At 41.7% G+C, this 23,470-nt stretch carries 24 protein-coding genes; 7 read left to right on the forward strand and 17 right to left on the reverse strand.

Going from position 1 to position 23,470, the window contains the following annotated elements:
• Nucleotides 1-2: 2 nt before the first annotated feature.
• Genes P1X15_RS04920 through P1X15_RS04945 form a run of 6 tightly spaced genes read right to left on the reverse strand, consistent with a single transcriptional unit; the run spans nt 3 to nt 4,213 of the window.
• On the reverse strand, nt 3-896 hold the full coding sequence (locus tag P1X15_RS04920) for a hypothetical protein (RefSeq protein ID WP_277337029.1): 894 nt from the start codon (nt 894-896) through the stop codon (nt 3-5).
• Between the two features lie 2 nt (nt 897-898).
• The gene (locus P1X15_RS04925) at nt 899-2,011 is read right to left on the reverse strand and encodes a hypothetical protein (protein ID WP_277337030.1); all 1,113 of its coding nucleotides are present in this window, start codon (nt 2,009-2,011) and stop codon (nt 899-901) included.
• Nucleotides 2,012-2,014: 3 nt separating this feature from the next.
• The gene (locus tag P1X15_RS04930; RefSeq protein WP_277337031.1) at nt 2,015-2,272 is read right to left on the reverse strand and encodes a hypothetical protein; all 258 of its coding nucleotides are present in this window, start codon (nt 2,270-2,272) and stop codon (nt 2,015-2,017) included.
• A 41-nt stretch (nt 2,273-2,313) separates the two neighbouring features.
• Nucleotides 2,314-3,462: a M56 family metallopeptidase gene (locus tag P1X15_RS04935; RefSeq protein ID WP_277337032.1), complete on the reverse strand. Its 1,149-nt coding sequence runs from the start codon at nt 3,460-3,462 to the stop codon at nt 2,314-2,316.
• Between the two features lie 24 nt (nt 3,463-3,486).
• Nucleotides 3,487-3,825, reverse strand: coding sequence for a hypothetical protein (locus tag P1X15_RS04940; RefSeq protein WP_277337033.1), 339 nt, complete (start codon nt 3,823-3,825; stop codon nt 3,487-3,489).
• A gap of 25 nt (nt 3,826-3,850) precedes the next feature.
• The gene (locus P1X15_RS04945; RefSeq protein ID WP_277337034.1) at nt 3,851-4,213 is read right to left on the reverse strand and encodes a BlaI/MecI/CopY family transcriptional regulator; all 363 of its coding nucleotides are present in this window, start codon (nt 4,211-4,213) and stop codon (nt 3,851-3,853) included.
• Between the two features lie 163 nt (nt 4,214-4,376).
• Here P1X15_RS04945 and P1X15_RS04950 point away from each other — a divergent pair, with 163 nt between their 5' ends.
• Complete coding sequence (locus P1X15_RS04950) at nt 4,377-5,216, forward strand: dienelactone hydrolase family protein (RefSeq protein ID WP_277337035.1); 840 nt, start codon at nt 4,377-4,379, stop codon at nt 5,214-5,216.
• A 961-nt stretch (nt 5,217-6,177) separates the two neighbouring features.
• Here P1X15_RS04950 and P1X15_RS04955 read toward each other — a convergent pair.
• The 4 genes from P1X15_RS04955 to P1X15_RS04970 form a co-directional block, all read right to left on the reverse strand.
• On the reverse strand, nt 6,178-9,291 hold the full coding sequence (locus P1X15_RS04955; protein ID WP_277337036.1) for an efflux RND transporter permease subunit: 3,114 nt from the start codon (nt 9,289-9,291) through the stop codon (nt 6,178-6,180).
• A gap of 3 nt (nt 9,292-9,294) precedes the next feature.
• Nucleotides 9,295-10,377 carry an efflux RND transporter periplasmic adaptor subunit gene (locus P1X15_RS04960; protein WP_277337037.1) on the reverse strand — a complete coding sequence of 361 codons (1,083 nt, stop codon included), beginning with the start codon at nt 10,375-10,377 and terminating at the stop codon, nt 9,295-9,297.
• 75 nt (nt 10,378-10,452) lie between these two features.
• On the reverse strand, nt 10,453-11,718 hold the full coding sequence (locus tag P1X15_RS04965; RefSeq protein ID WP_277337038.1) for a TolC family protein: 1,266 nt from the start codon (nt 11,716-11,718) through the stop codon (nt 10,453-10,455).
• 110 nt (nt 11,719-11,828) lie between these two features.
• Nucleotides 11,829-12,215, reverse strand: coding sequence for a hypothetical protein (locus tag P1X15_RS04970; protein ID WP_277337039.1), 387 nt, complete (start codon nt 12,213-12,215; stop codon nt 11,829-11,831).
• A 300-nt stretch (nt 12,216-12,515) separates the two neighbouring features.
• On the opposite strand from P1X15_RS04970, the gene sufC reads away from it, so the two are divergent.
• The 6 genes from sufC to P1X15_RS05000 all read left to right on the forward strand — a co-directional run bounded on the left by sufC (nt 12,516) and on the right by P1X15_RS05000 (nt 16,258).
• Complete coding sequence (gene sufC / locus P1X15_RS04975; RefSeq protein WP_277337040.1) at nt 12,516-13,274, forward strand: Fe-S cluster assembly ATPase SufC; 759 nt, start codon at nt 12,516-12,518, stop codon at nt 13,272-13,274.
• A gap of 22 nt (nt 13,275-13,296) precedes the next feature.
• On the forward strand, nt 13,297-13,524 hold the full coding sequence (locus P1X15_RS04980; RefSeq protein WP_277337041.1) for a hypothetical protein: 228 nt from the start codon (nt 13,297-13,299) through the stop codon (nt 13,522-13,524).
• A 65-nt stretch (nt 13,525-13,589) separates the two neighbouring features.
• The gene (locus P1X15_RS04985; RefSeq protein WP_277337042.1) at nt 13,590-13,721 is read left to right on the forward strand and encodes a type II toxin-antitoxin system YoeB family toxin; all 132 of its coding nucleotides are present in this window, start codon (nt 13,590-13,592) and stop codon (nt 13,719-13,721) included.
• Complete coding sequence (locus tag P1X15_RS04990) at nt 13,702-13,794, forward strand: type II toxin-antitoxin system YoeB family toxin (RefSeq protein WP_277337043.1); 93 nt, start codon at nt 13,702-13,704, stop codon at nt 13,792-13,794. Before P1X15_RS04985 ends, P1X15_RS04990 begins: the two co-directional genes overlap by 20 nt.
• A 17-nt stretch (nt 13,795-13,811) precedes the next feature.
• Complete coding sequence (gene sufD / locus P1X15_RS04995; protein WP_277337044.1) at nt 13,812-15,134, forward strand: Fe-S cluster assembly protein SufD; 1,323 nt, start codon at nt 13,812-13,814, stop codon at nt 15,132-15,134.
• Between the two features lie 185 nt (nt 15,135-15,319).
• Nucleotides 15,320-16,258: a D-2-hydroxyacid dehydrogenase gene (locus P1X15_RS05000; protein WP_277337045.1), complete on the forward strand. Its 939-nt coding sequence runs from the start codon at nt 15,320-15,322 to the stop codon at nt 16,256-16,258.
• A 94-nt stretch (nt 16,259-16,352) separates the two neighbouring features.
• On the opposite strand, the gene P1X15_RS05005 is transcribed toward P1X15_RS05000, so the two are convergent.
• The 7 genes from P1X15_RS05005 to P1X15_RS05035 all read right to left on the reverse strand — a co-directional run bounded on the left by P1X15_RS05005 (nt 16,353) and on the right by P1X15_RS05035 (nt 23,469).
• Nucleotides 16,353-16,889 carry a hypothetical protein gene (locus P1X15_RS05005; protein WP_277337046.1) on the reverse strand — a complete coding sequence of 179 codons (537 nt, stop codon included), beginning with the start codon at nt 16,887-16,889 and terminating at the stop codon, nt 16,353-16,355.
• Between the two features lie 114 nt (nt 16,890-17,003).
• Nucleotides 17,004-17,471 (reverse strand): hypothetical protein, encoded by a 468-nt coding sequence (locus P1X15_RS05010; protein WP_277337047.1) that lies wholly within the window; start codon nt 17,469-17,471, stop codon nt 17,004-17,006.
• 80 nt (nt 17,472-17,551) lie between these two features.
• Nucleotides 17,552-18,100, reverse strand: coding sequence for a hypothetical protein (locus tag P1X15_RS05015; RefSeq protein WP_277337048.1), 549 nt, complete (start codon nt 18,098-18,100; stop codon nt 17,552-17,554).
• A gap of 34 nt (nt 18,101-18,134) precedes the next feature.
• Nucleotides 18,135-20,447, reverse strand: coding sequence for a TonB-dependent receptor domain-containing protein (locus P1X15_RS05020; protein WP_277337049.1), 2,313 nt, complete (start codon nt 20,445-20,447; stop codon nt 18,135-18,137).
• A gap of 7 nt (nt 20,448-20,454) precedes the next feature.
• Nucleotides 20,455-21,423: a DUF4249 family protein gene (locus tag P1X15_RS05025; protein ID WP_277337050.1), complete on the reverse strand. Its 969-nt coding sequence runs from the start codon at nt 21,421-21,423 to the stop codon at nt 20,455-20,457.
• A 65-nt stretch (nt 21,424-21,488) separates the two neighbouring features.
• Nucleotides 21,489-22,412 carry a hypothetical protein gene (locus tag P1X15_RS05030; protein ID WP_277337051.1) on the reverse strand — a complete coding sequence of 308 codons (924 nt, stop codon included), beginning with the start codon at nt 22,410-22,412 and terminating at the stop codon, nt 21,489-21,491.
• Nucleotides 22,369-23,469: an ISAs1 family transposase gene (locus P1X15_RS05035; RefSeq protein ID WP_277337052.1), complete on the reverse strand. Its 1,101-nt coding sequence runs from the start codon at nt 23,467-23,469 to the stop codon at nt 22,369-22,371. The genes P1X15_RS05030 and P1X15_RS05035 overlap by 44 nt, the downstream gene beginning before the upstream one ends.
• Nucleotide 23,470 lies beyond the last annotated feature (1 nt).

Here is a 23,470-nt window from a genome sequence, read left to right on the forward strand (position 1 = left end):
CTTTAGTAAGTATGAATAAGAACAAATGATTGAGGCTTGTATAAATTTTTAGCATCATAGATTACAAAAGATGCAAACTCTTTGATTTGATTGGGGGCTAGTTTGCTTACATACTCATAAGAAACGGGAAAACCATTTTGTCTAAAAAGAGCGCTTCTATTTTCTAATGCTTTTTTCAAAACTTCATTAGCAGGCGTATTAATTTTATACGTAGGTGTCCCTTCAATTCCTTCAAAGGGATTTTGAGTAAAGCTATTAGTTGACATGTAAAGCAACTTATCCCACGACATGCCGTGCTTTATTTTTAGCTCAGAAATTTGGTATTGCAAAATTCGGCTAGAGAAGACTTCCTTGGCACTTGCTTCATCTTCTTTCGCTATCTTTTCTAAAGTAGAGGAGGAAGGTTTGAGAGAAGATGAAAACTGATTTGTATGAGGGTTGTACTTATAAAATTTAGATTTAAAAGGGAGTTTATGGCTTTCATTGCCATGAGTATATACAGAATTGTACCCTTTGCCGATTTGATAAGTTTCAATTTGTTTGATGAAGTTTTGAGAGTTGTCTAAGACGTATTTTGAAACCTTAAAATCAATATCCTGCTTTTTCAATGCTTGCTGAATAATGGCTAAATCACCTAAAGAAATTTTAGGCGTAATCACCCATTCAAACTCGTTTTGGTTTTGATGCAAATACTTTGATTTTTCAGCCTCATCAATTGTAAGAGAAGGTTTGGAAAAAGAAAAAACTAAACCTATTGCCCCCGCGAATAAGAGATATTGTAACGCTGTTTTCCAAGTAACGGCGTTTTTGTTCATCATCTGAATGCGCTTTTTGAGCATTGATTGGTTGAAATGATTCGTAAAAGCAAAATATTCGGGATTGGTGAGAGGTTTCATGGCTAGTTGTCTTTTGTAGTGTACACTAAAATATTAATTTCGTGAAGGTTAGCTTTTTTGTCTTCTACTTCGTATTTGATAGCGTGTTTGAATTTTTCAATCGGAATGCTTTCAATATCAGACAATAAAGCAGGATTATCATTGAGTCTAAATTTGGCTCTATGGAGTGACTCATTTACTTTTATTACATCTTTGCGTTGGCTATTTGTCATAATGGCAAAAGCCTGATGAAAATGTGGAGTGGTTTCTTTGGTCAAGGATTTCGCCAAAAACATACTAGTAGGAACATTGTAAATGCCCAATTGCCGATACCTGTTTATGATTTCGTAGAAAGCTTGTGACCATCTACCATCAAAGTGGGCAAGCCAATTGTCAAGTTGGGCTAGATGCTTGAGGCTTTGCTCCTGAGGTGTGGTACCCTCAAGTAGAGGGATAGTTAAGCTCGTTTTGCGGCTCTGTTCCAAAGAAATAATTTGGGGAGATTTTTGGAACAACAATATGACAGCAATAGGCTCGATAGGTCTAGAGTCCGTATCTTCTCCTCTTTTGATGAGGCGAGGCATAGAAGAAAAACTTTTAACTAACATTTCTGCTTTTCTAATATACCTACCCGACGAATCCATTTGCCAAGTTATAATGTCTATTCCTAATCCATGCTGGTCTAATTCCTGACGAATTTTCACTAGCTCTTCAAATGGTGTTTTTGCCGTAATGAGTAGGTGGAGATAATCGCCCTTGTAAACCACATATTTGGTAGAAGAAATCTTAGGCATTGGGATTTCATTAGAAGTCGTTTCATTTCCTAAAGAAGAGTCTTGGGGAGAAGCCTTTTTGGTGGGAGTTTTCCATACAAAATCCTGCAATGGGGCTGCTGATGGGGTTTTGTGTACTTTTTTCAAAACCGGAACTTTCGTTAGGAGCATCACTTTAACTTGTTCCTGATAAGGTTTAGTAAAAGCCGCACACAACCAAATAGTAGCTATAAACAATCCATATTTTCCAACGACATTCCAAGCAGACTTACGCTTGTTCATCATCTGAATACGCTTTTTGAGCATCGATTGGTTGAAATGGTTGGTAAATGTAAAATGTTCGGGATTGGTGAGAGGTTTCATGGCTTATAAAGATTTGGTAAACACCATTACATAATGATCGCGTAGAAGCTTGTTTTCATGCCATTTTTCCTTAAAAATGACCGAATAGAAATCTTTGATTGAAATTTTTTCAATTTCTTCCAAAGAAGAAGGACGACCATCTAACAAAAAAATATCTCTGCGCCTTGGCTGCGCGATAGATAGATAACCATCACTTGACAAGTTGATTAGGTTTGATTTTTTACCAAGACGACTTGTTTCGGTAAGTTGGGTAATGGTCACACTTGAGCTACCACCCACTCCCGTGTTTAAGAGTGCTTTATTTATTTTATTTTATATTCGATTTGGTTATTAGTCCATTCTTCGTTGGCAATAGCCTCATCGGCGGTGGCTATTTGTTTAAAAAATGGAGTGACATTTGATGTGCCGCAAGATTTGTTTTTGCTGATAGTGATATATCCTACGCGTGAACTGATAGGTTGACCTAAGTCAGAAGAGGATTCTAATGCAAACCCACACTCTCCTCTCTTTAGTCCATGTCCTTTAACGTCTATTTTGATGATGAATTGGTGAAGAGGATCGGTTTTGAATTCTTCCACGTCAAATAAAATCTGATGCTTTGTAAATTCTTTTCGGATATCTACTACATTTTCCAATGTGACCTTGGGAGTAATCAACCAATATAAAACACTGTCTTTGTAATAAACATATTTGGTATCGGATATAAGGTTATTGGTAGAAACCAAGGGCATGGACTGCTCTAAGGTGGCAGTATCTTCTTCCAGAATTTTAGGTGAAACCCAGATGAAATCTTTTAATTTTTCATATTTCGGGGTTTCTTTAGTTACAAAAGCGGCCTTCAATTCAGGTATTTTTTTTATGAGATTCGTTTTTACTATTTCCTGATAAGGTTTGGTAAAAGCCGCACACAACCAAATAGTAGCTATAAACAATCCATATTTTCCAATAACATTCCAAGCAGACTTACGCTTGTTCATCATCTGAATGCGCTTTTTGAGCATTGATTGGTTGAAATGATTAGTGATAGAAGGCGTTTCGTTGCCTAAGGTATTTCGTAAAAGATGATACTGATAAGACTTTTTCTCGATACCGCTGTCAAGTACGGCGCGGTCGGTGATAAATTCTAGCGTCTCTTGGACGAGTTTTTGGTGCCACCAAGCAAAAGGGTTCAACCAAAACACAATCTTCAAAAGCTCTGCCGTAAGCACATCAATACTGTGACGTTGATGAGCATGTATACATTCGTGGATAAAAATCTGATTCCATTCGTCTTCGGTATAAAGTTCAGGATTGAAAAAAATCCAGTTGAAAAAAGAAAAAGGAGAACTGATTTTAGGATTTTCAACCAACGTAATGTTGTATTCTGTGGTGCTAATTGAACTCTGACCTTTGAGCCTCCACAACACGCCAATCTGTATCAGAAGTTTTATCAACAATCCTCCCGCTACCAATGCATATCCAATTGTAAGCCAGTCCTATAGCGTATAATCAGTCTCTCGCGTAGAAAGTGAGACAGGCGCAGTAGAAGAAGGTGGAGAAGTGGAAGGCACCGAAACCGAAAGAGGAACGGTAGCGACAGACGGAGGAGCGGTAGGCAATACCCTCGCAACAGCTTGAGCAGGCGCATCAGGCAACCACTCAAAATCGGGTAAAGGCACAATCGGCAACAGTAGCGTAGCGGCAACATTGAGCCACAAAAGCCACCGATTCACTTGTAAAAAAGTTTCCTTCTTGACCAGCCACGCATAAGCAGTGGTCAAAATCGCTAAAACCAAACTGGCTTTTAGAAGATAAAAAAACAGCGCGTACGGCATGGCAGTAGAGGTTTAGGTTTTGTGGCTAATTGCCCTTTTCAATCATTTGCAATATCTCGCGGAGTTCCTCAGCACTTACTTTGTCATTCTTGGCAAAATAAGACACCATATTTTTGTACGAATTATCAAAATATTCGCCTACCAACTTATTGATAACAAATTGATTTTGATAGTTTTCCTTGCTTATAAGTGGAAAGTATTCGTGGGTATTGCCATAAGAATGGTGACCTACATAGCCTTTTTCTTCGAGGTTACGAATGATAGTCGATACTGTGTTGTAGTGCAAAGGCGGGTCGGTAAAAAATGGCAAAAGGTCTTTTACAAAAGCGCGTTCGGCTTTCCAGAGTGCCCGCATAATTTCTTCTTCTTTGTTTGTTAGTTTTTCCATAGCTCAAATATATAACTATAAACGTAGTTTTCAAGCTATTTTTATAGTTTTTGTAAAAAAATAATTTAGCTTATGAATTTTCTGGGTGTTTTGAAACCATTTAGAAGGATTTTGGTTAAAATTGTATGTAAATACATTTATATTCATCTTATCCCATTTTCCAATGAAAAGACTGATTTTGTTAGGGGCAATGTTTGCTTTGCAGGCATTTATTCAGCGGCCCGTCGAGGCACCGATTCCATTGTGTCAAACCTCTCATGACATGGCAGCGTGGGCGGCAGATGCCAATTTTATGGCCATGCATGAGGCACCTGCGGCTTATCGTTATGCTGGCAAAGGGGAAACTATTACCTTTCCGACGCCCGATGGTAAAACGGGTTCTGGCTTTTTGATTAAAGCGCCCAAGAAGTCGGATAAGTGGCTTTTTGTGTACCAAGAATGGTGGGGACTCAACGACCACATCAAGCACGAAGCCGAAACATACTACAATGATTTGGGGAATGTCAACGTGTTGGCTTTGGATATGTACGATGGTCAAGTGGGTACTACTCCGCAGGAAGCCGGAAAAATCATGCAGTCAGTACCACAAGAACGTTTGACGGCTATCATGCAAGGCGCCTTAAATCACGTAGGCAAAAAAGCCAAAATTGCGAGTGTAGGCTGGTGCTTCGGTGGAATGTTGTCGTTGAAGTCGGCCTTATTGGAAGGTAAGCAAGCCATAGGCTGTGTGATGTACTATGGTCGTCCAGAGCAAGATGTAGAAAAACTTAAAACCTTGAACGTGGATGTATTGGGTATTTTTGGAAAACAGGACAAAGCTCCGTCGCCTGAAATGGTAGAGCAGTTTGAGCAGAATATGAAGGCTGCGGGCAAACAAGTGACTGTGAAAATGTATGATGCGGTACACGGCTTTGCCAATCCAAGTAATCCTAAGCACGATGCAACGGCTACGGCAGATGCTTATAAGCATTCAATTGAATACTTGAAGAAGAAGTTTAGCTAAAGCACTGCCTTTCTCCTTTGTCACCCCGACGCAAGGAGGGAACTGAGCCACTTTGTGGTGGTGTAGATTCCTCCTTAGGTCGGAATGACAACATGGGAATGACAACATGGGAATGACAAAAAAGTCAAAAAACTTTCTCCTTTGTCACCCCGACGTAAGGAGGGGACTGAGCCACTTTGTGGTGGTGTAGATTCCTCCTTAGGTCGGAATGACAACATGGGAATGACAACATGGGAATGACAAAAAAGTCAAAAAACTTTCTCCTTTGTCACCCCGACGTAAGGAGGGAACTGAGCCACTTTGTGGTGGTGTAGATTCCTCCTTACGTCGGAATGACAACATGGGAATGACAACATGGGAATGACAAAAAAGTCAAAAAACTTTCTCCTTTGTCACCCCGACGTAAGGAGGGGACTGATTCCTCTTTGTAGTGGTGTAGATTCCTCCTTAGGTCGGAATGACAACATGGGAATGACAACAGCGGAATGACAAAAAAATCAAAAAGCTTTCTCCTTTGTCACCCCGACGTAAGGAGGGAACTGAGCCACTTTGTAGTGGTGTAGATTCCTCCTTGCGTCGGAATGACAACATCGGAATGACAACATGGGAATGACAAAAAAAGTCAAAAAACTTTCTCCTTTGTCACCCCGACGTAAGGAGGGAACTGAGCCACTTTGTAGTGGTGTAGATTCCTCCTTGCGTCGGAATGACAACATGGGAATGACAACATGGGAATGACAAAAAAAGTCAAAAAACTTTCTCCTTTGTCCCCCCGACGCAAGGAGGGGACTGATTCCTCTTTGTAGTGGTGTAGATTCCTCCTTAGGTCGGAATGACAACATCGGAATGACAAATGCTCCTATCGTGGGAATGACGAGGTGGGATGAATGACCTAGCAAACGTAAGAAACGCTACTCGGAAGTCCAAGTAGCGTTTTCTGCCATTAATTAAACCATTGAAGTTACTGTTTTAACAATTGTTTGCGTTTTTCGCGGCTGCTGTAAATCCATTCGTACACAGTCGGAAGGATAAGCAACGATAATAAAGTAGCCGTGATAAGCCCGCCGATGACGACAATCGCCAGTGGTTTTTGAGTCTCGGAACCAATACCTGTTGAAATGGCCGCTGGTAACAAGCCCAATGATGCCATCAAGGCTGTCATTACAATCGGACGCAGCATGGCTTTGGAACCTTCTTTGATTGCCTCAATCAACGGCATTCCTGCTTTCAGGTTCTTGTGATAATTGTTAATAAGAATAACACCGTTTTGGGTCGCAATCCCAAACAACGCGATAAACCCAACCCCCGCCGAAATACTAAAGTTGACCCCCGTGAGAAGCAACGCCGCAATTCCGCCAATGAGCGCAAAAGGCACGTTGAGGAGGACTAAAATGGAGTCGAGGGCGTTGCCAAAAGACACAAACAAGATAAAGAAAATCAAAATCAAGCTGATGGGTACCACCAAGGCCAAGCGATTTTGCGCCCGTTGCTGGTTTTCAAACTCCCCATTCCATTTCATTTCGTAACCTTTAGGCAATTTCACAACGGCATTTACTTTCTTTTGAGCTTCAGCGATGGTGCTTCCTAAGTCGCGGCCACGTACCGAAAACTTCACGGCGATAAAACGGGCATTGTCTTCGCGGTAAATAAAAGCAGGTCCCGCTACGTTTTCTATGCTCGCAATTTGTTTTAAAGGTATTTTGCCACCGTTGAGGGTAGGCACTTGGAGCCGACCAATTTGCTCAATGGAAGACCGGAACGGCTGGTCGTAGCGAAGGCGCAAATCAAATTTCTTTTCACCTTCATACACTTGGCTTACGGCTTTTCCTCCAATCGCCATTTCTATAACCGCATTGGCATCAACGGCATCAATGCCGTATTGGGCCATTTTGTCGGGATTGAGGGTAATACGAAGCTCGGGCTGACCTAAGTTGCGAAATATGCCTAAGTCTTCTACTCCTTGTACTTTTTTGAGGACGTTGAAAACCTCCGTGATTTTTTTGTCCAATACGTTAAGGTCATCTCCTTGTATTTTTACGGCTATCGACCCTTTTACTCCCGAAACTGCCTCGGCAACGTTGTCAGAAATAGGTTGTGAAAACCCAAAATCAACGCCTCTGAAACCCGCTAATTTGGCTTGCATTTCAGCTACCAACTGGTCTTTGGTGATGTTGCGTTTCCATTCGTTGGCAGGGTACAAGTCCACAAAAAACTCTTGATTGAAAAAACCCGTGGGGTCGGTACCGTCATTGGGGCGGCCTGTTTGGCTAATAACCCCTCTTACTTCAGGAAACTGCTCAAACACCTGACGAAACTTACGCGTAAAGTGGTAGCTGTCTTCGAGGCTGATACTGAGAGGCATACTCGCCCGAACGTAAATCGAACCTTCGTTGAGCTGTGGCAAAAACTCAGAACCTACAAAGTGGAAGGCACCGAGTGCCAAACCGAGCGCCGTTACACCCGCTACCATGGCTCGTTTGGGGTGGTTCATCATGCCGTCGAGCATGGGTGCGTAAGCTTTGTTGAGCCACGTAATGATGGGATTGTGACGTTCTCTGACGTTTTTGTTTAGCAAAATACTGCTCAATACAGGAACAAATGTAAGTGCCAACAACAACGCACCCAACAAGGCGAATCCAATCGTAAATGCCAACGGACTGAACAGCTTTCCTTCGACTTTTTGGAAGGAGAAAATAGGTAATAAGGCCGTGATAATGATGAGCTTAGACGTAAAAATGGATTTTCCCATTTCTACCGCCGTTTTGAGGATTCGGCTTAGTTTGGCACGTTTGTTGAAACTTTCCATTCCCTCTTTTTCGGCCCAGTGTGCCAGCATCACAAACAGCCCTTCGACCATTACCACCGCTCCGTCGATGATGATACCAAAGTCAATGGCACCAATGGAAAGTAGGTTGGCTGTCATGCCTTTGACCCGCATTAAAATAAAAGCAAACAACAACGCGAGTGGAATGATAAGAGCAACCGTAACGGTTGTACGCCAATCCGCTAAAAATATCAACAAGATGACCGTCACCAGCGTAATCCCCAAGGCTACGTTTTCACCTACGGTGTGCATGGTGTGGTTGTTGAGTTCGGTACGGTCGTAAAATACCTTGATTTTAACGTCTTGCGGCAATACCGTTGAGTTGAGATAAGCTATTTTTTCTTTGAGTTTTGGTAATACTTCTCCAGGGTTTTCTCCTTTGCGCATGAGCACGATGCCCTCGACCACATCGTCGTGAAAATCGCGACCAACGATGCCTAGCTGAGGCAAATTAGAAGGACGAACGGTACTGATGTTTGAAATCCGAACTGGGACGCCATTGATGTTTTTGACAATGATTTTTTCAATGTCAGGCACATTTTTTACAATCCCAATCCCACGTACTACAAAGGCTTGCTGACCTTCGCGCAAGATGTCGCCACCTACGTTTACGTTGGCATGTTGGAGGGCGTCATACACGTCGAGGGCAGTGAGGTTGTATTTAGTGAGTAAATTGGGGTTCACGCTTACTTCAAAGGTGCGAACGCGTCCGCCAAAGCTCACTACGTCGGCTACGCCCTGTACCGCTTTGATATTTTTTTGAATCACCCAATCTTGAATCGTTTTGAGCTCAGTTACCGATTTGTCGGGTGAAGTAAGCGTGTAGCGATAAATCTCACCCGTGGGGCCTGCGGGAGGTTGGATTTCGGCATTTACTCCTTCGGGAAGGTCAACGTTAGATAGCTTTTGACTGGCTTCCATACGAGCGCTAAAATTGTCAACACCGTCCTCAAAAATGATTTTGATAAATGACAGTCCAAACAAATTGACACTCCTAATCGCGGTACGGCGACTGATAGAATTCATTTCGGTCTCAATCGGAATCGAAATAAAACGCTCTACTTCTTCGGCGCTACGGCCAGGCCACTGGGAGATAATCACCACCTCCGTGTTGGTGACATCGGGATAGGCTTCGACGGGGGTGTTGTAAAAACTTACCGCCCCTGCAATCACTACCAACAAGGTCACAAAAAAGACGATGCCCTTGTTTTTGAGTGAAAAGCCAATGATATTTTTGATGAATTTGTTCATGACTTAGTCGGTTAATTCATTGAATAACAAAAGCGCACCTTCAGTCACGACTTGGTCGCCGTCGCGGAGATTGGCTTTGATATAGCTGTATTTGGAGGTACTTTTGATGACTTCTACGGGAACCGATTTATAATTGCCCTTGCCTTTGTCGAGAATAACAAAATAACGATCTTCGCTAAAAATCACCGATTTGGGGTTGACGGCCAACAGTTTTTCGGGTTTTTCGATATGAAGTTTTACCGTACAAAACATATCGGGTTTGAGCAAACCCCCTGGGTTTTGAAGCACTACTCGCGCTTGAAGCACCTTACTGTCATTGTCAATGACCTGACTGATGTTGTCGATACGGCCCTGAAACACGCGGTCGGGATAAGCAAGTGTGCTGATATTTACTTCTTGACCTACTTTGACGGCCTGAATGTCAGACTCATAAATGTTGATAAGTACCCACACATCCGAAAGATTAGAAATCGTAAAAAGGCTGTTTCCGTTGTCGGGACGAATTTGCATGTTGGGGTTAATGTTCCGCTCTACGATGTAGCCGCTTACGGGGGCAGTGACGGTAAAAATAGGCTGGCTATTGGCCGAAGTGCCGCCGTACATTTTCAACACTTGGCTCGAACGCTCCAATTCAGAAGAGGCGATTTCGAGTTGTTTGCGGGCATTGACCAAGTCATTTTCTGACGAAAATTTCGTTTTATACAATTGCTCTACATTGTCGGCGTTGCGTTTGGCAATGTCGTAGTTCGATTTTGCAGTATTGTAATCTTTCACAAATTGGCTGACATCGGCGCTTTGAAGTTTGGCCAACATTTGCCCTTTTTTGACGTAAGCCCCTAGCTCGGCGTTTACATCTAGTACATTGCCGCTGACCATCGGATATACTCTATCTACTTGTTTTTGATCAAACGATACTTGACCCGTAAACTGCAACTCTTGTTCGTAATTACGGAGTTGTACTGTATCGGTGCGAAACGCAGAGTCTGTGTCTTTGGTTTTAGGCTCTTCGTTTTTTTGTTCGTTTTGGCATGAGAGGAGAACAAATGCAGGTAGGCAGAGTACCCACAATAGTAACTTGGTTTTCATTGAATGACAGAATTGAAGATAGTAGGAATGATTTGACTAATGTCTTAAGCCAGTGTTTTTGACGGTTAGTACCCTCTAAAACACCTTAGAATTGGTGACGTAGTTAAGTTGTTGTTGAGCCTGATACAGTCGGTTGGAGCTATCAATAAGCATCAATTGAGCATCTTTGTAAGCCCGGATTTTGTCAATAAAGCTTACCAAATCAATCACCCGACGGGTATAATCTTCGGTGGCATTTTTAGAAATATCTTGGATGCTTTGAAGATATTCAGGTGTGATTTTAGCTTGTAATTGAGTAGCCTGACTGTATTGCTGGTAAGCGTTTACTACTTCTTGCTCTACTTGAATTCCTACGGCGTTGCGGCTTTCTTTTGATTGGTCAATACCCCAGCGAGCGGCTTGGATGTTGCCTTGGTTTTTGTTTCGAATCGGCAAATCAATCAATGCTTGCACACCTACATAGTTTGGAAAAGGGCCGCCTACATGTTGGTAATCGGCTCCCAAAGTAAGGTTAGGGGTAGCAAGGGCTTTTTGGTAGGTGAAGTTGCGTTGATTGTAAGTGACCTGTTGATCGGCAAGTTGCAAATCGGGACGCTGCGATAAGGCTTGACTGACCAAATCGTTCAAAGGCACGACTGTTTTGGCGTTGTTTGTTTCAATAACGGGAATAATATACGTTGATCCATTGATAGACAACAACGTGCGCAACGTCGCTTCATCTTGACTGATTTGGGCGTGGAGGTCGGTTAGGTCACTTTCCCAATTTTTTTGTTCCAATTCTAGGCGCGTTACTTCGTAAGGGGCAATCACTCCTAGTTTCAGCTGGGCTCGAAAGGCTTCTAAAAGCGAAGCAAGTTGCTGGCCTTGCAGTTGGAGCATGGTCAATTTTTGTTGGTTGGTAGCCAAATTGCCAAACGACTGCGCCATTTGAAAGCGGATATTGCGCATAAGGTCTTGGAAAGCAGATTGTTGGAGCGAAATGTTGGTTTCGGCCAGCTGAACGAGTTTACTTCTGAGTTTGACCAAACTGACAATTTGTTGCACCTGCACGTTTATGACGCTACTTGTCGGATTGTATAAATCACTATTGCGCCCATAGGGGAGAAGTTTGCCGCTGTACCCATTATAGAGGTTGGTTTCTACAAATAAGTTGGGATTGTACCATAGCTTGGCTTGTTCTTTGGCGGCTTCGGCTACGTTGACATTGTATTTTTGGGCCAACAGTACGAAGTTTTTTTGCACGAATTGTTGTTCAGCTTGCGACAAAGTAAGACTCAAAGAATCAGATTGCGCGTGAACAAGAGCTGGACAAAGCAAGAATGTCCAGAATACGAGAATCAATGGTTTAATACGCATAACTTAAAATAAAAAGTGGCTGCATTTGTGCCTCAGTGACCTTGGCGCCCAGAGGCCTTCGAAATGAAGAGTATTTATTTGAGGGAGTGAATGTACTATTTCTTGACTTCCACTCGCAATATATCAGTGCTATCGCTTTTTTTGACTTCTTCAATTTGGGCTATTTTTTTTCCTTGAGTCTCTTGAAAAGAGATTAATATCTTCTTTTGCTCTGCAGTTAAGTCTTTGACTTTTAGTGCTTCTTCGGTTTCTATCCAATCACCGTCTGCTTTATAAAACAAGGCCATTCCTTGATGCTCCTTATCAATAAAATAAGCGAAATAATAGTCGGGATTTTCTTCCCATTCCACTTTAGTAGCGGTCGGCACATGAGAAACAAAACTTTCTCTTACGTCAAAAGGTACCTGATCTTGGCTAAGTTGACGTTTGCAAGCTGAAAAACTGAGTAGGATTACGGCACCTACAATGAGTAACTTCTTCATGATGATTTTTTTCTGAGAAACGTTGTTTGTTTGATGTGCCAAAGGTGAAACCTCAATATTAAAGCCGTTTTAAAGGCGTATTAAAAGGGGGTTAAAGTATAAAATCGCACCTCACCCACTTGGAGATTTAGAGATTTGTGAGGCTTAAATAAACATTTTGGTATAAACCCCAACTTTTCGATAGGGAGAATTGTTAACAAATCACAAGGGTTTATGAACTCTTTATTGTAATTTTGCAGACTTTTTCTGATGTACTACGAGGCAATGCGCCCGTTATGACCAAGACAAAAACCACTTATTATGCTTACAATCACGGATTTACAAGCTTCGGTTGACCAAAAAGAGATTTTGAAAGGAATCAATTTGGAGATCAAACCCGGTGAAGTCCACGCAATAATGGGCCCCAATGGCTCAGGTAAAAGTACTTTAGCCTCTGTATTGGCAGGTCGCGAAGAATACGAAGTAACGGGAGGAAGTGTTGACTTTGAAGGCCAAGACTTGCTCGAAATGTCGCCTGAAGAACGTGCTGCGGCAGGTGTCTTTTTGGCATTTCAGTATCCTGTCGAAATCCCAGGAGTTACGACTATCAACTTTCTAAAAACCGCCCTCAACGAAATTCGTAAGTCACGAGGTGAAGAGCCTTTGGATGCCGCGCAATTTTTAAAACTCATGCGCGAAAAGGCCAAACTTGTCAATATCGATGATGCGCTTTTGAAACGTTCATTGAATGAAGGCTTTTCGGGCGGAGAGAAAAAACGCAACGAGATTTTTCAGATGGCAATGCTCGAACCCAAATTGGCGATTTTGGATGAAACCGATTCAGGGCTTGACATCGATGCGCTTCGCATTGTAGCAGAAGGCGTCAATAAACTACGTAGTCCTGAGCGTGCCGTTATTGTGGTGACTCACTATCAGCGTTTGCTCGACTATATCGTGCCGGACTACGTACACGTGTTGTACAAAGGGCGTATTGTAAAATCTGGCCCTAAAGAGCTTGCCCTAGAGCTTGAAGAAAAAGGCTATGATTGGATTAAGGCCGAAGTAGCGGCTTCTTTGTAGATTAAAATAAAAACTTCAATTTATGACTACCACGATTGAATTGAATGCTGAAGAGCTTGATTATAAGCTTTTTAAAAGCTTAAAAGCCATGTATAAAAATCGTAAGATACGTTTGACTATTAATAGTGAAATGGACGAGACAGAATATTTGCTTTCAAGTCAAGCTAACCGCGACATTTTAAAAAAATCGATGGAAGAAGCTAAAAGAGGTGAAAAGATATTGGTGCAGTTGAGTGATTTAAGTAAATGAGGAATATTTCATTTACTCCCACGGCCTTTAGTCAATTTAATGAATGGAGAAGCACCAATAAAAAAATGCAAGATCGTATCATTAAATTACTAGAAGAAATACAGCGAAATCCTTTTGAAGGAACAGCTAAACCAGAACCTTTAAAATATAATCTCAAAGGATACTGCGGGGCTGCCCGTGCGGTCAAGGAGAATTGATGACGAACATCGGTTGGTCTATGAAGTTACCAATGAAGATATTGTCGTAATTAGCTGCAAATATCATTATTGAATTGTAAAAATTCAGACATGGATTTATCAAAAAATACAGACTTAAAACAACAACTCGTTGCTGATTTTCAGGCCAATGAAAGCCGCTTGAATGGCGAAACCAAAACGCCCGTGCATCAAACACGTCGCGAAGCCATGCAAAACTTCGAGAAGTTGGGTTTCCCTACTATCAAGCACGAGGAGTGGAAATATAGTAATGTCAATAGCCTTGTCAAACAAGCCTTTGATTTTAACGTAAAAACTGAGTTTGGCTCCGAAGAACTAGAGACTTTGGCGATTCCTAACTTAGAAGGCAATATTCTCTATTTTATTAATGGTATTTACAATCCTGCGCTTTCACGGATTGTATCACCCGAGAATCAATTACAAATCTTGAGTTTTGGGCAAGCCGTCAAAGAAAATCCTAGTCTTTTGGATGCTTACTTTGCCAAATATGCCAATTACCAAGACGATGCCTTTACCGCGTTGAATACGGCTTTTGCGCATGATGGAGTGGTGGTCAATGTGCCCGCTGGTAAAGTAGTAGAGCAGCCGATTATTTTGCGCTTTATTACAGATGCGCGTGCTGCCAATGCCGCTTCTCAACCACGCAACTTGATTGTAGTAGGCAAAAATGCCGAAGTAAAAATGGCCGAAGCATTCCGAACAATCGGAGAAAATGGCTCTTTTACTAACATCGTTACCGAAATCGTAATTGATGAAAACGCCAACGTACAATACTATAAAGTACAAAACGAAACCGAGAAAGCCTATCATATCGGTACTACGCAAGTAAGCCAAAAGGCCAATAGTCATTTTTATGCCGTGACGGTGACGGTCAACGGGGGTTTTGTACGCAACAACCTCAACATCGTACTCGACGGCCAAAACTGCGAGGCTTTCATGTATGGCTTGTATTTTCCGAATGGTAAACAACACATCGACAATCACACCCTTGTGGATCACGCTAAGCCCAATTCTTACAGTAATGAATTGTACAAAGGCGTACTACAAGATAAATCGACGGGAGTTTTCAACGGAAAAATTTTCGTTAGAGACGGAGCCAGCAAAACCAATGCTTATCAGTCGTGCCGCAATGTGGTACTATCCGATGAGGCGTCGATGAATACCAAACCTCAATTGGAAATTTATAATGATGATGTGAAGTGTTCGCACGGAACTACCACCGGTAAACTCAACGACGAAGCTTTGTTTTATATGCGTTCGCGTGGGATTCCGAAAGCCGAGGCTATGACTTTGCTCATGTATGCCTTCTGCGAAGACGTCATCAGCGAAATCAAGATTGAACCCATCAGGGCGTATTTGGAGGGCGTTATTGCCGACAAACTCGCTCAAAAATAATCTTATCTTTATTTATCCTGTTTGCAAATTACCCTTTCCCCGCCTCCCTCGGCGGGGATTTTTTGTGGTTCAAGTTTGGTGAAAAGAACAGGGTGAAAATTCACAAAAAAAACCTCAAAAAGGGGTAAGTAGGCGAAATAGGTTTCTTTAAAAAAGTATATCTATCATAAACTAAAACAACTACCGTGAAAATTGTTTTTTTAGACGCTCGCACCGTAGGAGATGTTCCGAATTTGAATCAACTCGCTGCTTTAGGAGACCTAACCCTCCACGCCGATACCCAACATGATGAAGTAATAAAACGGATAGCAGGGGCTGAGGTGGTAATTACCAACAAAGTGAAAGTAACTCAGGAGGCTATGAAGGCTACTCCTACCCTTAAGCTCATATGTGTAGCTGCCACCGGAACCAACAACGTGGATTTGGAAGCTGCCAAATCATTGGGGATTGAGGTAAAAAATGTAAAGGGATACTCTACCGACAGTGTAGCACAGGAGACTTTTGCGTTGTTGTTGGCCTTGCTCAATTCCACGGCCTATTATGATGCTTATGTCAAATCGGGCGAGTATTCCCAAGAAAAGATCTTTACGCACTTAGGGCGGCCTTTTTGGGAAATCAACGGCAAGCGTTTTGGTATCCTAGGTTTGGGTGAAATAGGCCGACAAGTGGCACGTATCGCAATGGCATTTGGGGCAGAGGTAGTCTATTTTTCGGCTTCGGGCCAAGAGTACAACGTCATTTATAAGCGTCTCGAATTGGAGGAGTTTCTACAAACTTGTGATATTATCTCTATTCACGCACCACTTAGTGCTGCTACCGAAAACTTGCTTGACTATCAGCGTCTTGCTTTGATGAAGCCTACAGCGGTATTGCTCAACACAAGCCGTGGGGGAATTGTCAACGAGGCTGATTTGGCGCGGGCTTTAGACGAAGATTTGATTGCAGGGGCGGCGATTGATGTATTTACGCAAGAGCCTATTTCGGCTACGCACCCTTATTTACAACTGACAAAAAAAGACAAACTCATTTTAGCTCCTCACATTGCATGGTCGAGTATCGAAGCGCGGACGCGCCTGATGCACCGCGTCGCCGAAAATATTGAGCATTATTTAGCTGAGAAATGATGAGAAATGATGAGAAATGAAATCTGTAATAAGGCTTCCCAAGTTAAGTTTTAAACTTGGGAAGATTTATATTTCACCCATCCCCATTACCCACTCAGGGTACAATGCTTTTGGAGTAATCGCCATTTTGATGAAATGTTACTATTTGGTCATTGGCACAATTACCCACACACCGACGCCCTGGGTTGACTATTCGCTTGCCTGATACCACGATGTACTGTGTTTTGGCAGGTGGCCGAATGTAGAGTTTGTCGTAGAGGACTTCTTCCAGGCAGGCCAATAGCTCAGGGGTGGGCGTATTTTTCTTTCTCTCAGAGGACTTGGGCGCAGTCTCATAGAAAAAAACCAAATCAGCATTACACCAGGCGTATTCGGTGGGAGGGCTATCTTTGTAGCGGTCGTCGATGAGGGCTGTCATGTACCAGCATTTTTCGCCCTTGTCGTTGACAAATCGCCTGATTTCTACAACCCCCTTGTTGTTGACAAACCAATGATCTTGAATACAAGAGGTAATGTAATGACTTACAATCATTTTTTCTTGTGGACTGAGGGTATATTCAGAGCAGGGCTTTTGGGAATAAGCCTTCAGAAACAGGCTAGAGCATAGGAAGAGAACGATGATTTTTTTCATGGATTGCTTTTTAATTTCCAACATACATAGAACTATAGCGTTTTCAGGGCATGATACGTAAGGTATAACCCCCTCGTTCATGAAATACCACAATCAAGTCATTGGAACCGTGGCCTAAAAGATGACGACCTGTATTAACAATTCGTTTCCCAAATACGGTGATGTACTGTGTTTTGGCGGGCGGGCGGATGTAAAGTTTGTCGTAGGTGACTTCTTCCAAACAGGCCAATAGCTCAGGATTAGGCGTAGTTTTTTTTCAGAATAAGAGCAGGTCTCAACGCTCTCATAGAAAAAAACCAAATCAGCATTACACCAGGCGTATTCGGTGGGAGGGTTGTCTTTGTAGCGGTCGTCGATGACGGCTACTAGGTACCAGCATTTTTCGCCCTTTTCGTTGACAAACCGCGTGATTTTCACGACTCCTTTGTTGTTGACAAACCAATGCCCGTGCACACAAGTCATGATGTAGGAGCTTACAACCACTTTTTCTTGCTCATTGAGGGTGTATTCATGGCAGGGCTTTTGGGAATATCCCGTCAGAAATAAGATAGAAAACAGAATGGAAAAGATGATTTTTTTCATGGATTGCTTTTTAATCTCCAACATACATAGAACTATAGCGAGGTCAGAGGCGGTTTAGCCTCTGACCTCATCATCTCTGCTCAGGGTACAATGTTTTTGGTATAGTCCCCTCTTTCATGAAATGTCACTATTTGGTCATTAGCACAATTACCTAAACAAAGACGCCTATTTAGAATCTGTTTCCCGAATATAGTCGTGTACTGCCTTTTGACTGGCGGGCGAATGTAAAGTTTGTCGTAAGTGACTTCTTCCAAACAGGCCAATAGCTCAGGGGTAGGCGTAGTTTTTTTTTCAGAATAAGAGCCAGGAGAAGAATTGTAATTAACGCTTTCATAGAAAAAAACCAAATCAGCATTACACCAGGCGTATTCGGTGGGAGGATTGTCTTTGTAGCGGTCGTCGATGACGGCTACTAGGTACCAGCATTTTTCGCCCTTTTCGTTGACAAACCGCGTGATTTTCACGACTCCTTTGTTGTTGACAAACCAATGCCCATGCACACAAGTCATGATGTAGGAGCTTACAATCACTTTTTCTTGCTCATTGAGGGTGTATTCATGGCAGGGCTTTTGGGAATATCCCGTCAGAAATAGAGTGGAAAACAGAATGGAAAAGATGATTTTTTTCATGGAGTGACCGATTGTAAACTTTGTAAATAAGTCACTAAAAATAAAAAATTTGGTAAGAAAAATAAGGCAGAATAGGAAAGAAACCCCGCTGAAAGACTTTATATTTTTCAATTCCAACCCCCTGGACAAAAACAGGGTTTACTTCTAGATAAAATGGGTTGGTACGATTGTAAGCATTGTATAAACCTACGTTCCACCGATATTCTCGCCCTTTTTTGTTAATGTTTTTGTAACTAGCCCCCACGTCTAGCCGGTGTATGTGAGGCATTCGGGTTTGATTACGTCCCGTATAATAAGGTCTAGGTACACCCTGAATCGTAACATACGATGCTAAAGGGAGGTCAATAGGATGGCCAGTTTGATAAACCCAATTAGCTACTAGATTCCACTTAGGAGTAAGTTGGTAGTTGGCAACGATAGTAGCATTGTGTCGACGATCGTATCTAGCATAAAACCACTCTCCATCGTTGATTTCGGGTGTTTGACGTTGGCTTACAGCATAAGTATAGCTGAGCCATCCATTGAGGCGTCCTACTTTTTTTTGTAGCATCGTTTCGATTCCATAAGCCCGCCCCTTTACACCTGTAATCACTATATCTTGCCAATTTTTCTGGTAATCTGTTACTACGTCAGAGCCGTACTGATATTCTAATAAATCTTGGATATCTTTATAATACCCTTCCAACGAAAAATGAAAACTTGCTTGGTCGACTTTCCAGCCTAATTCAAATTGATCGGAACGGATAGGACGAACTTTGGCCGTAGCTGGTACCCATATTTCGTTGGGCAGTCCTACGCCATTAGACGTTACTTGATGCATATACTGCTGCATACGAGAATACCCCCCTTGCAAAGAATGATGCTTAGAAAGACGCCACGTAAGTGAAGCTCGGGGTTCCCAATTAGCATAGGTATGATTTTCAACGCTGAGTTGAGAACGGCGAATACCTAGCTGTACTCGAAAAGGCTTTAGGTTGATTTCATCTTCGAAATACATGGCTAGTTCGCGGGTGTAGATGGGGAGACTGCCATTTAGATTGGTAGCTAGGGTAGTATTGTTCCGAATTACTTTAAGTTGACCCGGAAAATACCGATGAAAAGTTTGTTCAAAACCTGCACTTATTTTATGAGTGTTGGAAGGTGTAAAATCAAAAATGCTTTTAATTGTCCAGTCGCGAATAGAGTTTTTTAGTTGACTTTCATCTTTTCTCGATTCTTTTTCTATGGTGTTGACAGTAGTAGAAAGGAATTGGGTATTGAAATGGCTGAACGTGCCTACTACTCGCCAAAATAATTGAGGAAGTAAAGAATGATTATATCTTAAAGAGGAGGTGATACTACCCCAGTCTAAGGAATTTTGTGTTTTCTTTTCGGAAGAACGGCTTCCACTCTGAAGATTGTCATGGTTAGAATAAATACTAAACAGCAGCTGGCTATTATCTTTAAAAGTATGATTGAGTTTAAGATTTAGATCATAAAACCAAAAATTAAAGTTGTTGCTGTAGTTTTTGCTTAAAATCACTTTTCCTAGTTGTCTTAATTGCAGCAATGAGGTATGCATAGTACGGGCTGCTATAAGATACGACGAACGATTTTTTTTGATGGGACCTTCTATCAGTAACCGTGAATTGAGCATTCCAATCGCAAATTCTTTTCGACTACGCTGATTGTTACCTTCTTTCATAGTCAAATCAATGATGGATGCAATCCTACCCCCGTATCGGGCTGGGAAAGCACCTTTATAGACATCCATGTTTTTGACCGCATCAGGGTTAAAAACCGATACAAATCCAAAGGCATGGGAAGTGTTGTAAACAATCGCTTCGTCCAATAAAACTAAGTTTTGGTCGGGGCTACTTCCTCTTACATAAAGCCCCGTAGAACCTTCTTGTCCAGTCATAATACCTGGTATAAAAGCTAGAGATTTGAATAAGTCGGGTTCTCCTAATAGCATTGGGATTTGTTTAAGGGTAGTGATCGGAATACGAACAAGCCCCAAGTAATCACTAGGAGGGTTAGCGTTTTTTATGATTACTTCTTCCAATGTTGAAGGCTCGACTCTTATCGTAACCGTCGAATCTTGACGTAAATGAAGCGTATCTATATAGTTTTTATAACTAGGATAACTACATCTGATTTCTTGAATGCCTGTGGGCAAAGTCAAAACGAATTGCCCGTATTGATTAGTAGTAGTGTATTGATTGGCATTTGAGGAGTATACTACTGCGCCTATCACAGCTTCCCCACTTTCAGCAATAACGACTTTTCCGGATAATTTTACGTTTTTTTGTGCTGTGGCCAACTGATGACATATTATCAATGTAAATACAACCAGAACTCCCTTCATACCCTTTTCATAATTTAACGATTTGAATTTTTCTATTAATGGCTGTCACGATACCTATTCCCCCTTTCACATTAGAGTAAGTAGGCTGGGTTGGAACAAAGGCATTGTCGCTTCCTTCTACTGCGCGGTCAGCTCTTCTAAACAAAATATAATCAGGCAAATAGATTGCACTCAGCACTCGGATTGCATTGGCATTGTTGAAGCTGCTATTCTTGACGTTTTTGTCATAAAATAAAGTGTAGCCATCTGCCACAAGTTCAATCTCTTTGGGTGAAGCTCCTAAACATTGGGTATTGTAAGCCAAAGCATAGCGCGAACTGAAAGGGGGAAGGAGTGTAGGGGCTTCGGCATAGCATGGATTTTTTTCAAAGCCCAAGGTATTGTTTGGGTCGATTTCGGTAGGGTAGGCTGCTGAGCCATACATGGTATCTGTGGGGTTGATGAGGAGTGATTCAGCATCTAAAACTATGTAATCGCCACTGCTAGTATTGTTTTCAAGGGTTGCTTTGATTGAAATGGGCTGCCTAAAGGTCCTGTTTATATTAATTGGCTCATTGGAAGAAAGGAAGCGAGTGCTTATACTTTTGACCTGAACATCAGCAGGAATGCGTATGGGTTTGCTTTCCACTTTTTCATATCCTTCTACAAAAGCTTTAAGAGTATATACTTTGTTGGGTTGAATTGTATAGTTGGGGAATTCATATTGCCCAAGAGTTTGATTGAAAGATAGTACACCTATTAAGTTTTGATTTTCCCAAAGCTCTACAATGGCATTTTCGTAATAGGTTTTGGACGGTTTATTATCAGTCACGGACCAAGTTTTTCCTACGTAAACCAGAGGCGTTTCGTGGGCAACCAATAGGCTGTTGAGTATTACCAAGTGGGTGTTGTTAACCAAAAAAAGTTGTTTATCGCCTTGGCAAGCGTTTAAAATTAAGAATAAACCTAAGAGATAAAGATAGTTTAAGATTTTCATGCTGTAAAGGATGAGAACATGATATTTGCCTTAACTAATTCGTTAAAGCAAATATCATGTTAGTATTAAAAGTTGGCATTAATACCTAATAATCCAGTCTGACCTTTTCTATTTTGAGGATCACCTTGCATATTCGCCTCAATATTACTTATAGAACCTGTAGCAGTTAGACCTAAAGAACCAAACGCTACATTTGAGACAAGCATTCCACTTAAAGCAATTCCATATATATCCATATTGACTCCAGGAGTTTCGGCAGAAAACGATTGGCCATAATTTAATGCACCACTTAAATATAACCATCCACTAGAGCGAGACCAACCATCTGTTTCTTGAGCAACCCAATTGCCAAGCCAGTTTTTTCTTTCATGTTTAAGTGCCAAACCGACCTCATAGATATAAATAAAACCACATGTGGGAGCTCCCGTATCAAAGGTACACCCCCAACCTGTATTGTAACTCTTTGCAAATTGTCTCCAAGTAAATTTCCTTGTAGCAAGACCAGGGGAAGTATATGGTGAATTTGGTACCTCGCCCCACTGGTCAACATCTGCAAAACGTGCGTTAGACTTTTCTTCAATAAGTTTTATTTCGGTTACGGGGTATTCTTTTACAAATTTAGAAGAGTTTTTAAGGAGCTCAAGAGCGTTTTGAATATTGGTATATCTCACTATTTGATCATTAATTTGGTATAAACTATCTCCAATCTGTACTAGGCCTTCATGGTTCAAAATAAAGGCTAGACAAGGACCTGAAACGGCTCTTTCATACGTTTTAATTCCATTATTTTCAACAATATTATAAGTGTGCTTATAGCTTAATTCAAGATTATTGGTGTTTTCTTTACGGGTTTCTATTTGCTGGTTAAATTCTTCAAAAGCTATTTCTAGGGGTTTAAAACCTACAAATTGTTTAGCCCATAGGTACTTATCCAGGGCGATTGCATCAAATATTAAGTTGGTTAAGTAATTCAATAAGAAATTCATCATCCCTAGCGGCCTTTTTTCGTTTTCGCTTTAAACTTATCTTGGCAGGATGACGACTAATTAAACCTAGCGCTAATTTACGTATGGTGGTCAAATTACGAGGAGCATGGTCTTTACGAACTTGACACCCATCTTCATTAAAGGTGACATCCAGATGCCAATGTTGCTGATTCTCAATGCCCCAATGTCGGCGAATGAAATGGCCTACTTGAGCAGCCCAATATCCAGCTAATGAGCTGATATAGTAGCGTTTACTGAGTTGATGCTCTTGATTAACCCAACGACTTGATTCTACATAAATAACGCTTTTTAAACCAACCCACTCTTGAGCAGCATCAATAAAATTAAGTTTCTCGCTGAGGATAACCGTTCGTTTTTCCGCTCTACCATGTTCTAAATCCCGACTTATTTCTGCTTGTAGGGATGATTGGTGGCGCTCGAACCAATCGGCCACTTGAGTGTATAAGCCGTCCTGATTAGACTTCAAGCCAATTACATAGTTGGCTTGTCGCTCAACAATGAGTTGGGTAATCGCTTTTTGACACCCAATCGCATCAATGCTGACGATACTGTCGGTAATATCTAGCGTGCTAAGCAGCTCAGGGATAGCCGTTATCTCATTGGTTTTGTTAGCTATTTGCTTCTGAGCCAAGCACAAACGCTCTTTTTCCGCCCAAACACTCAGAATCTGAACCGTAGCTTGTTTGTGACCTGCTTCTACAGTTCCTCGCAGTTGTTTGCCATCGACAATGAGTTGTTTTTGACTTAATAGCCCAACAATTTCTTTTCCCCAATTTATCAATAACGACTCCAGCTGAGTGGGCGAAAGGCGGCGAAAAACGCGATTAAGTGTATCATGAGAAGGGATACCACAAGGCAATTCCAGAAACTCACGCAAGACTTCTTCTTTATCACAAGCATAATCGTACACCTCTTCAAAACCCTCACAATCACATAGATAACCACAAAGTACGATCATCAATATATCGCTTAACAGATGTAAGCACTTGCCCTCCTGACCAGGGTCATCTATCTCAAAAAATAATTCAGAAACATCCATT

The organism is Runella sp. MFBS21 (assembly GCF_029433105.1).
Classification (GTDB): Bacteria; Bacteroidota; Bacteroidia; order Cytophagales; family Spirosomataceae; genus Runella.

Excerpts from the sequence above, each read along its gene's own strand:
- P1X15_RS04920 (WP_277337029.1), bottom strand. The coding sequence starts at position 896 with ATGAAACCTCTCACCAATCCCGAATATTTTGCTTTTACGAATCATTTC.
- P1X15_RS04925 (WP_277337030.1), bottom strand. The coding sequence starts at position 2,011 with ATGAAACCTCTCACCAATCCCGAACATTTTACATTTACCAACCATTTC.
- P1X15_RS04940 (WP_277337033.1), bottom strand. The coding sequence starts at position 3,825 with ATGCCGTACGCGCTGTTTTTTTATCTTCTAAAAGCCAGTTTGGTTTTA.
- P1X15_RS04945 (WP_277337034.1), bottom strand. The coding sequence starts at position 4,213 with ATGGAAAAACTAACAAACAAAGAAGAAGAAATTATGCGGGCACTCTGG.
- P1X15_RS04950 (WP_277337035.1), top strand. The coding sequence starts at position 4,377 with ATGAAAAGACTGATTTTGTTAGGGGCAATGTTTGCTTTGCAGGCATTT.
- P1X15_RS04955 (WP_277337036.1), bottom strand. The coding sequence starts at position 9,291 with ATGAACAAATTCATCAAAAATATCATTGGCTTTTCACTCAAAAACAAG.
- P1X15_RS04960 (WP_277337037.1), bottom strand. The coding sequence starts at position 10,377 with ATGAAAACCAAGTTACTATTGTGGGTACTCTGCCTACCTGCATTTGTT.
- P1X15_RS04970 (WP_277337039.1), bottom strand. The coding sequence starts at position 12,215 with ATGAAGAAGTTACTCATTGTAGGTGCCGTAATCCTACTCAGTTTTTCA.
- sufC (WP_277337040.1), top strand. The coding sequence starts at position 12,516 with ATGCTTACAATCACGGATTTACAAGCTTCGGTTGACCAAAAAGAGATT.
- P1X15_RS04980 (WP_277337041.1), top strand. The coding sequence starts at position 13,297 with ATGACTACCACGATTGAATTGAATGCTGAAGAGCTTGATTATAAGCTT.
- P1X15_RS04985 (WP_277337042.1), top strand. The coding sequence starts at position 13,590 with ATGCAAGATCGTATCATTAAATTACTAGAAGAAATACAGCGAAATCCT.
- sufD (WP_277337044.1), top strand. The coding sequence starts at position 13,812 with ATGGATTTATCAAAAAATACAGACTTAAAACAACAACTCGTTGCTGAT.
- P1X15_RS05005 (WP_277337046.1), bottom strand. The coding sequence starts at position 16,889 with ATGAAAAAAATCATCGTTCTCTTCCTATGCTCTAGCCTGTTTCTGAAG.
- P1X15_RS05010 (WP_277337047.1), bottom strand. The coding sequence starts at position 17,471 with ATGAAAAAAATCATCTTTTCCATTCTGTTTTCTATCTTATTTCTGACG.
- P1X15_RS05015 (WP_277337048.1), bottom strand. The coding sequence starts at position 18,100 with ATGAAAAAAATCATCTTTTCCATTCTGTTTTCCACTCTATTTCTGACG.
- P1X15_RS05020 (WP_277337049.1), bottom strand. The coding sequence starts at position 20,447 with ATGAAGGGAGTTCTGGTTGTATTTACATTGATAATATGTCATCAGTTG.
- P1X15_RS05025 (WP_277337050.1), bottom strand. The coding sequence starts at position 21,423 with ATGAAAATCTTAAACTATCTTTATCTCTTAGGTTTATTCTTAATTTTA.
- P1X15_RS05030 (WP_277337051.1), bottom strand. The coding sequence starts at position 22,412 with ATGATGAATTTCTTATTGAATTACTTAACCAACTTAATATTTGATGCA.
- P1X15_RS05035 (WP_277337052.1), bottom strand. The coding sequence starts at position 23,469 with ATGGATGTTTCTGAATTATTTTTTGAGATAGATGACCCTGGTCAGGAG.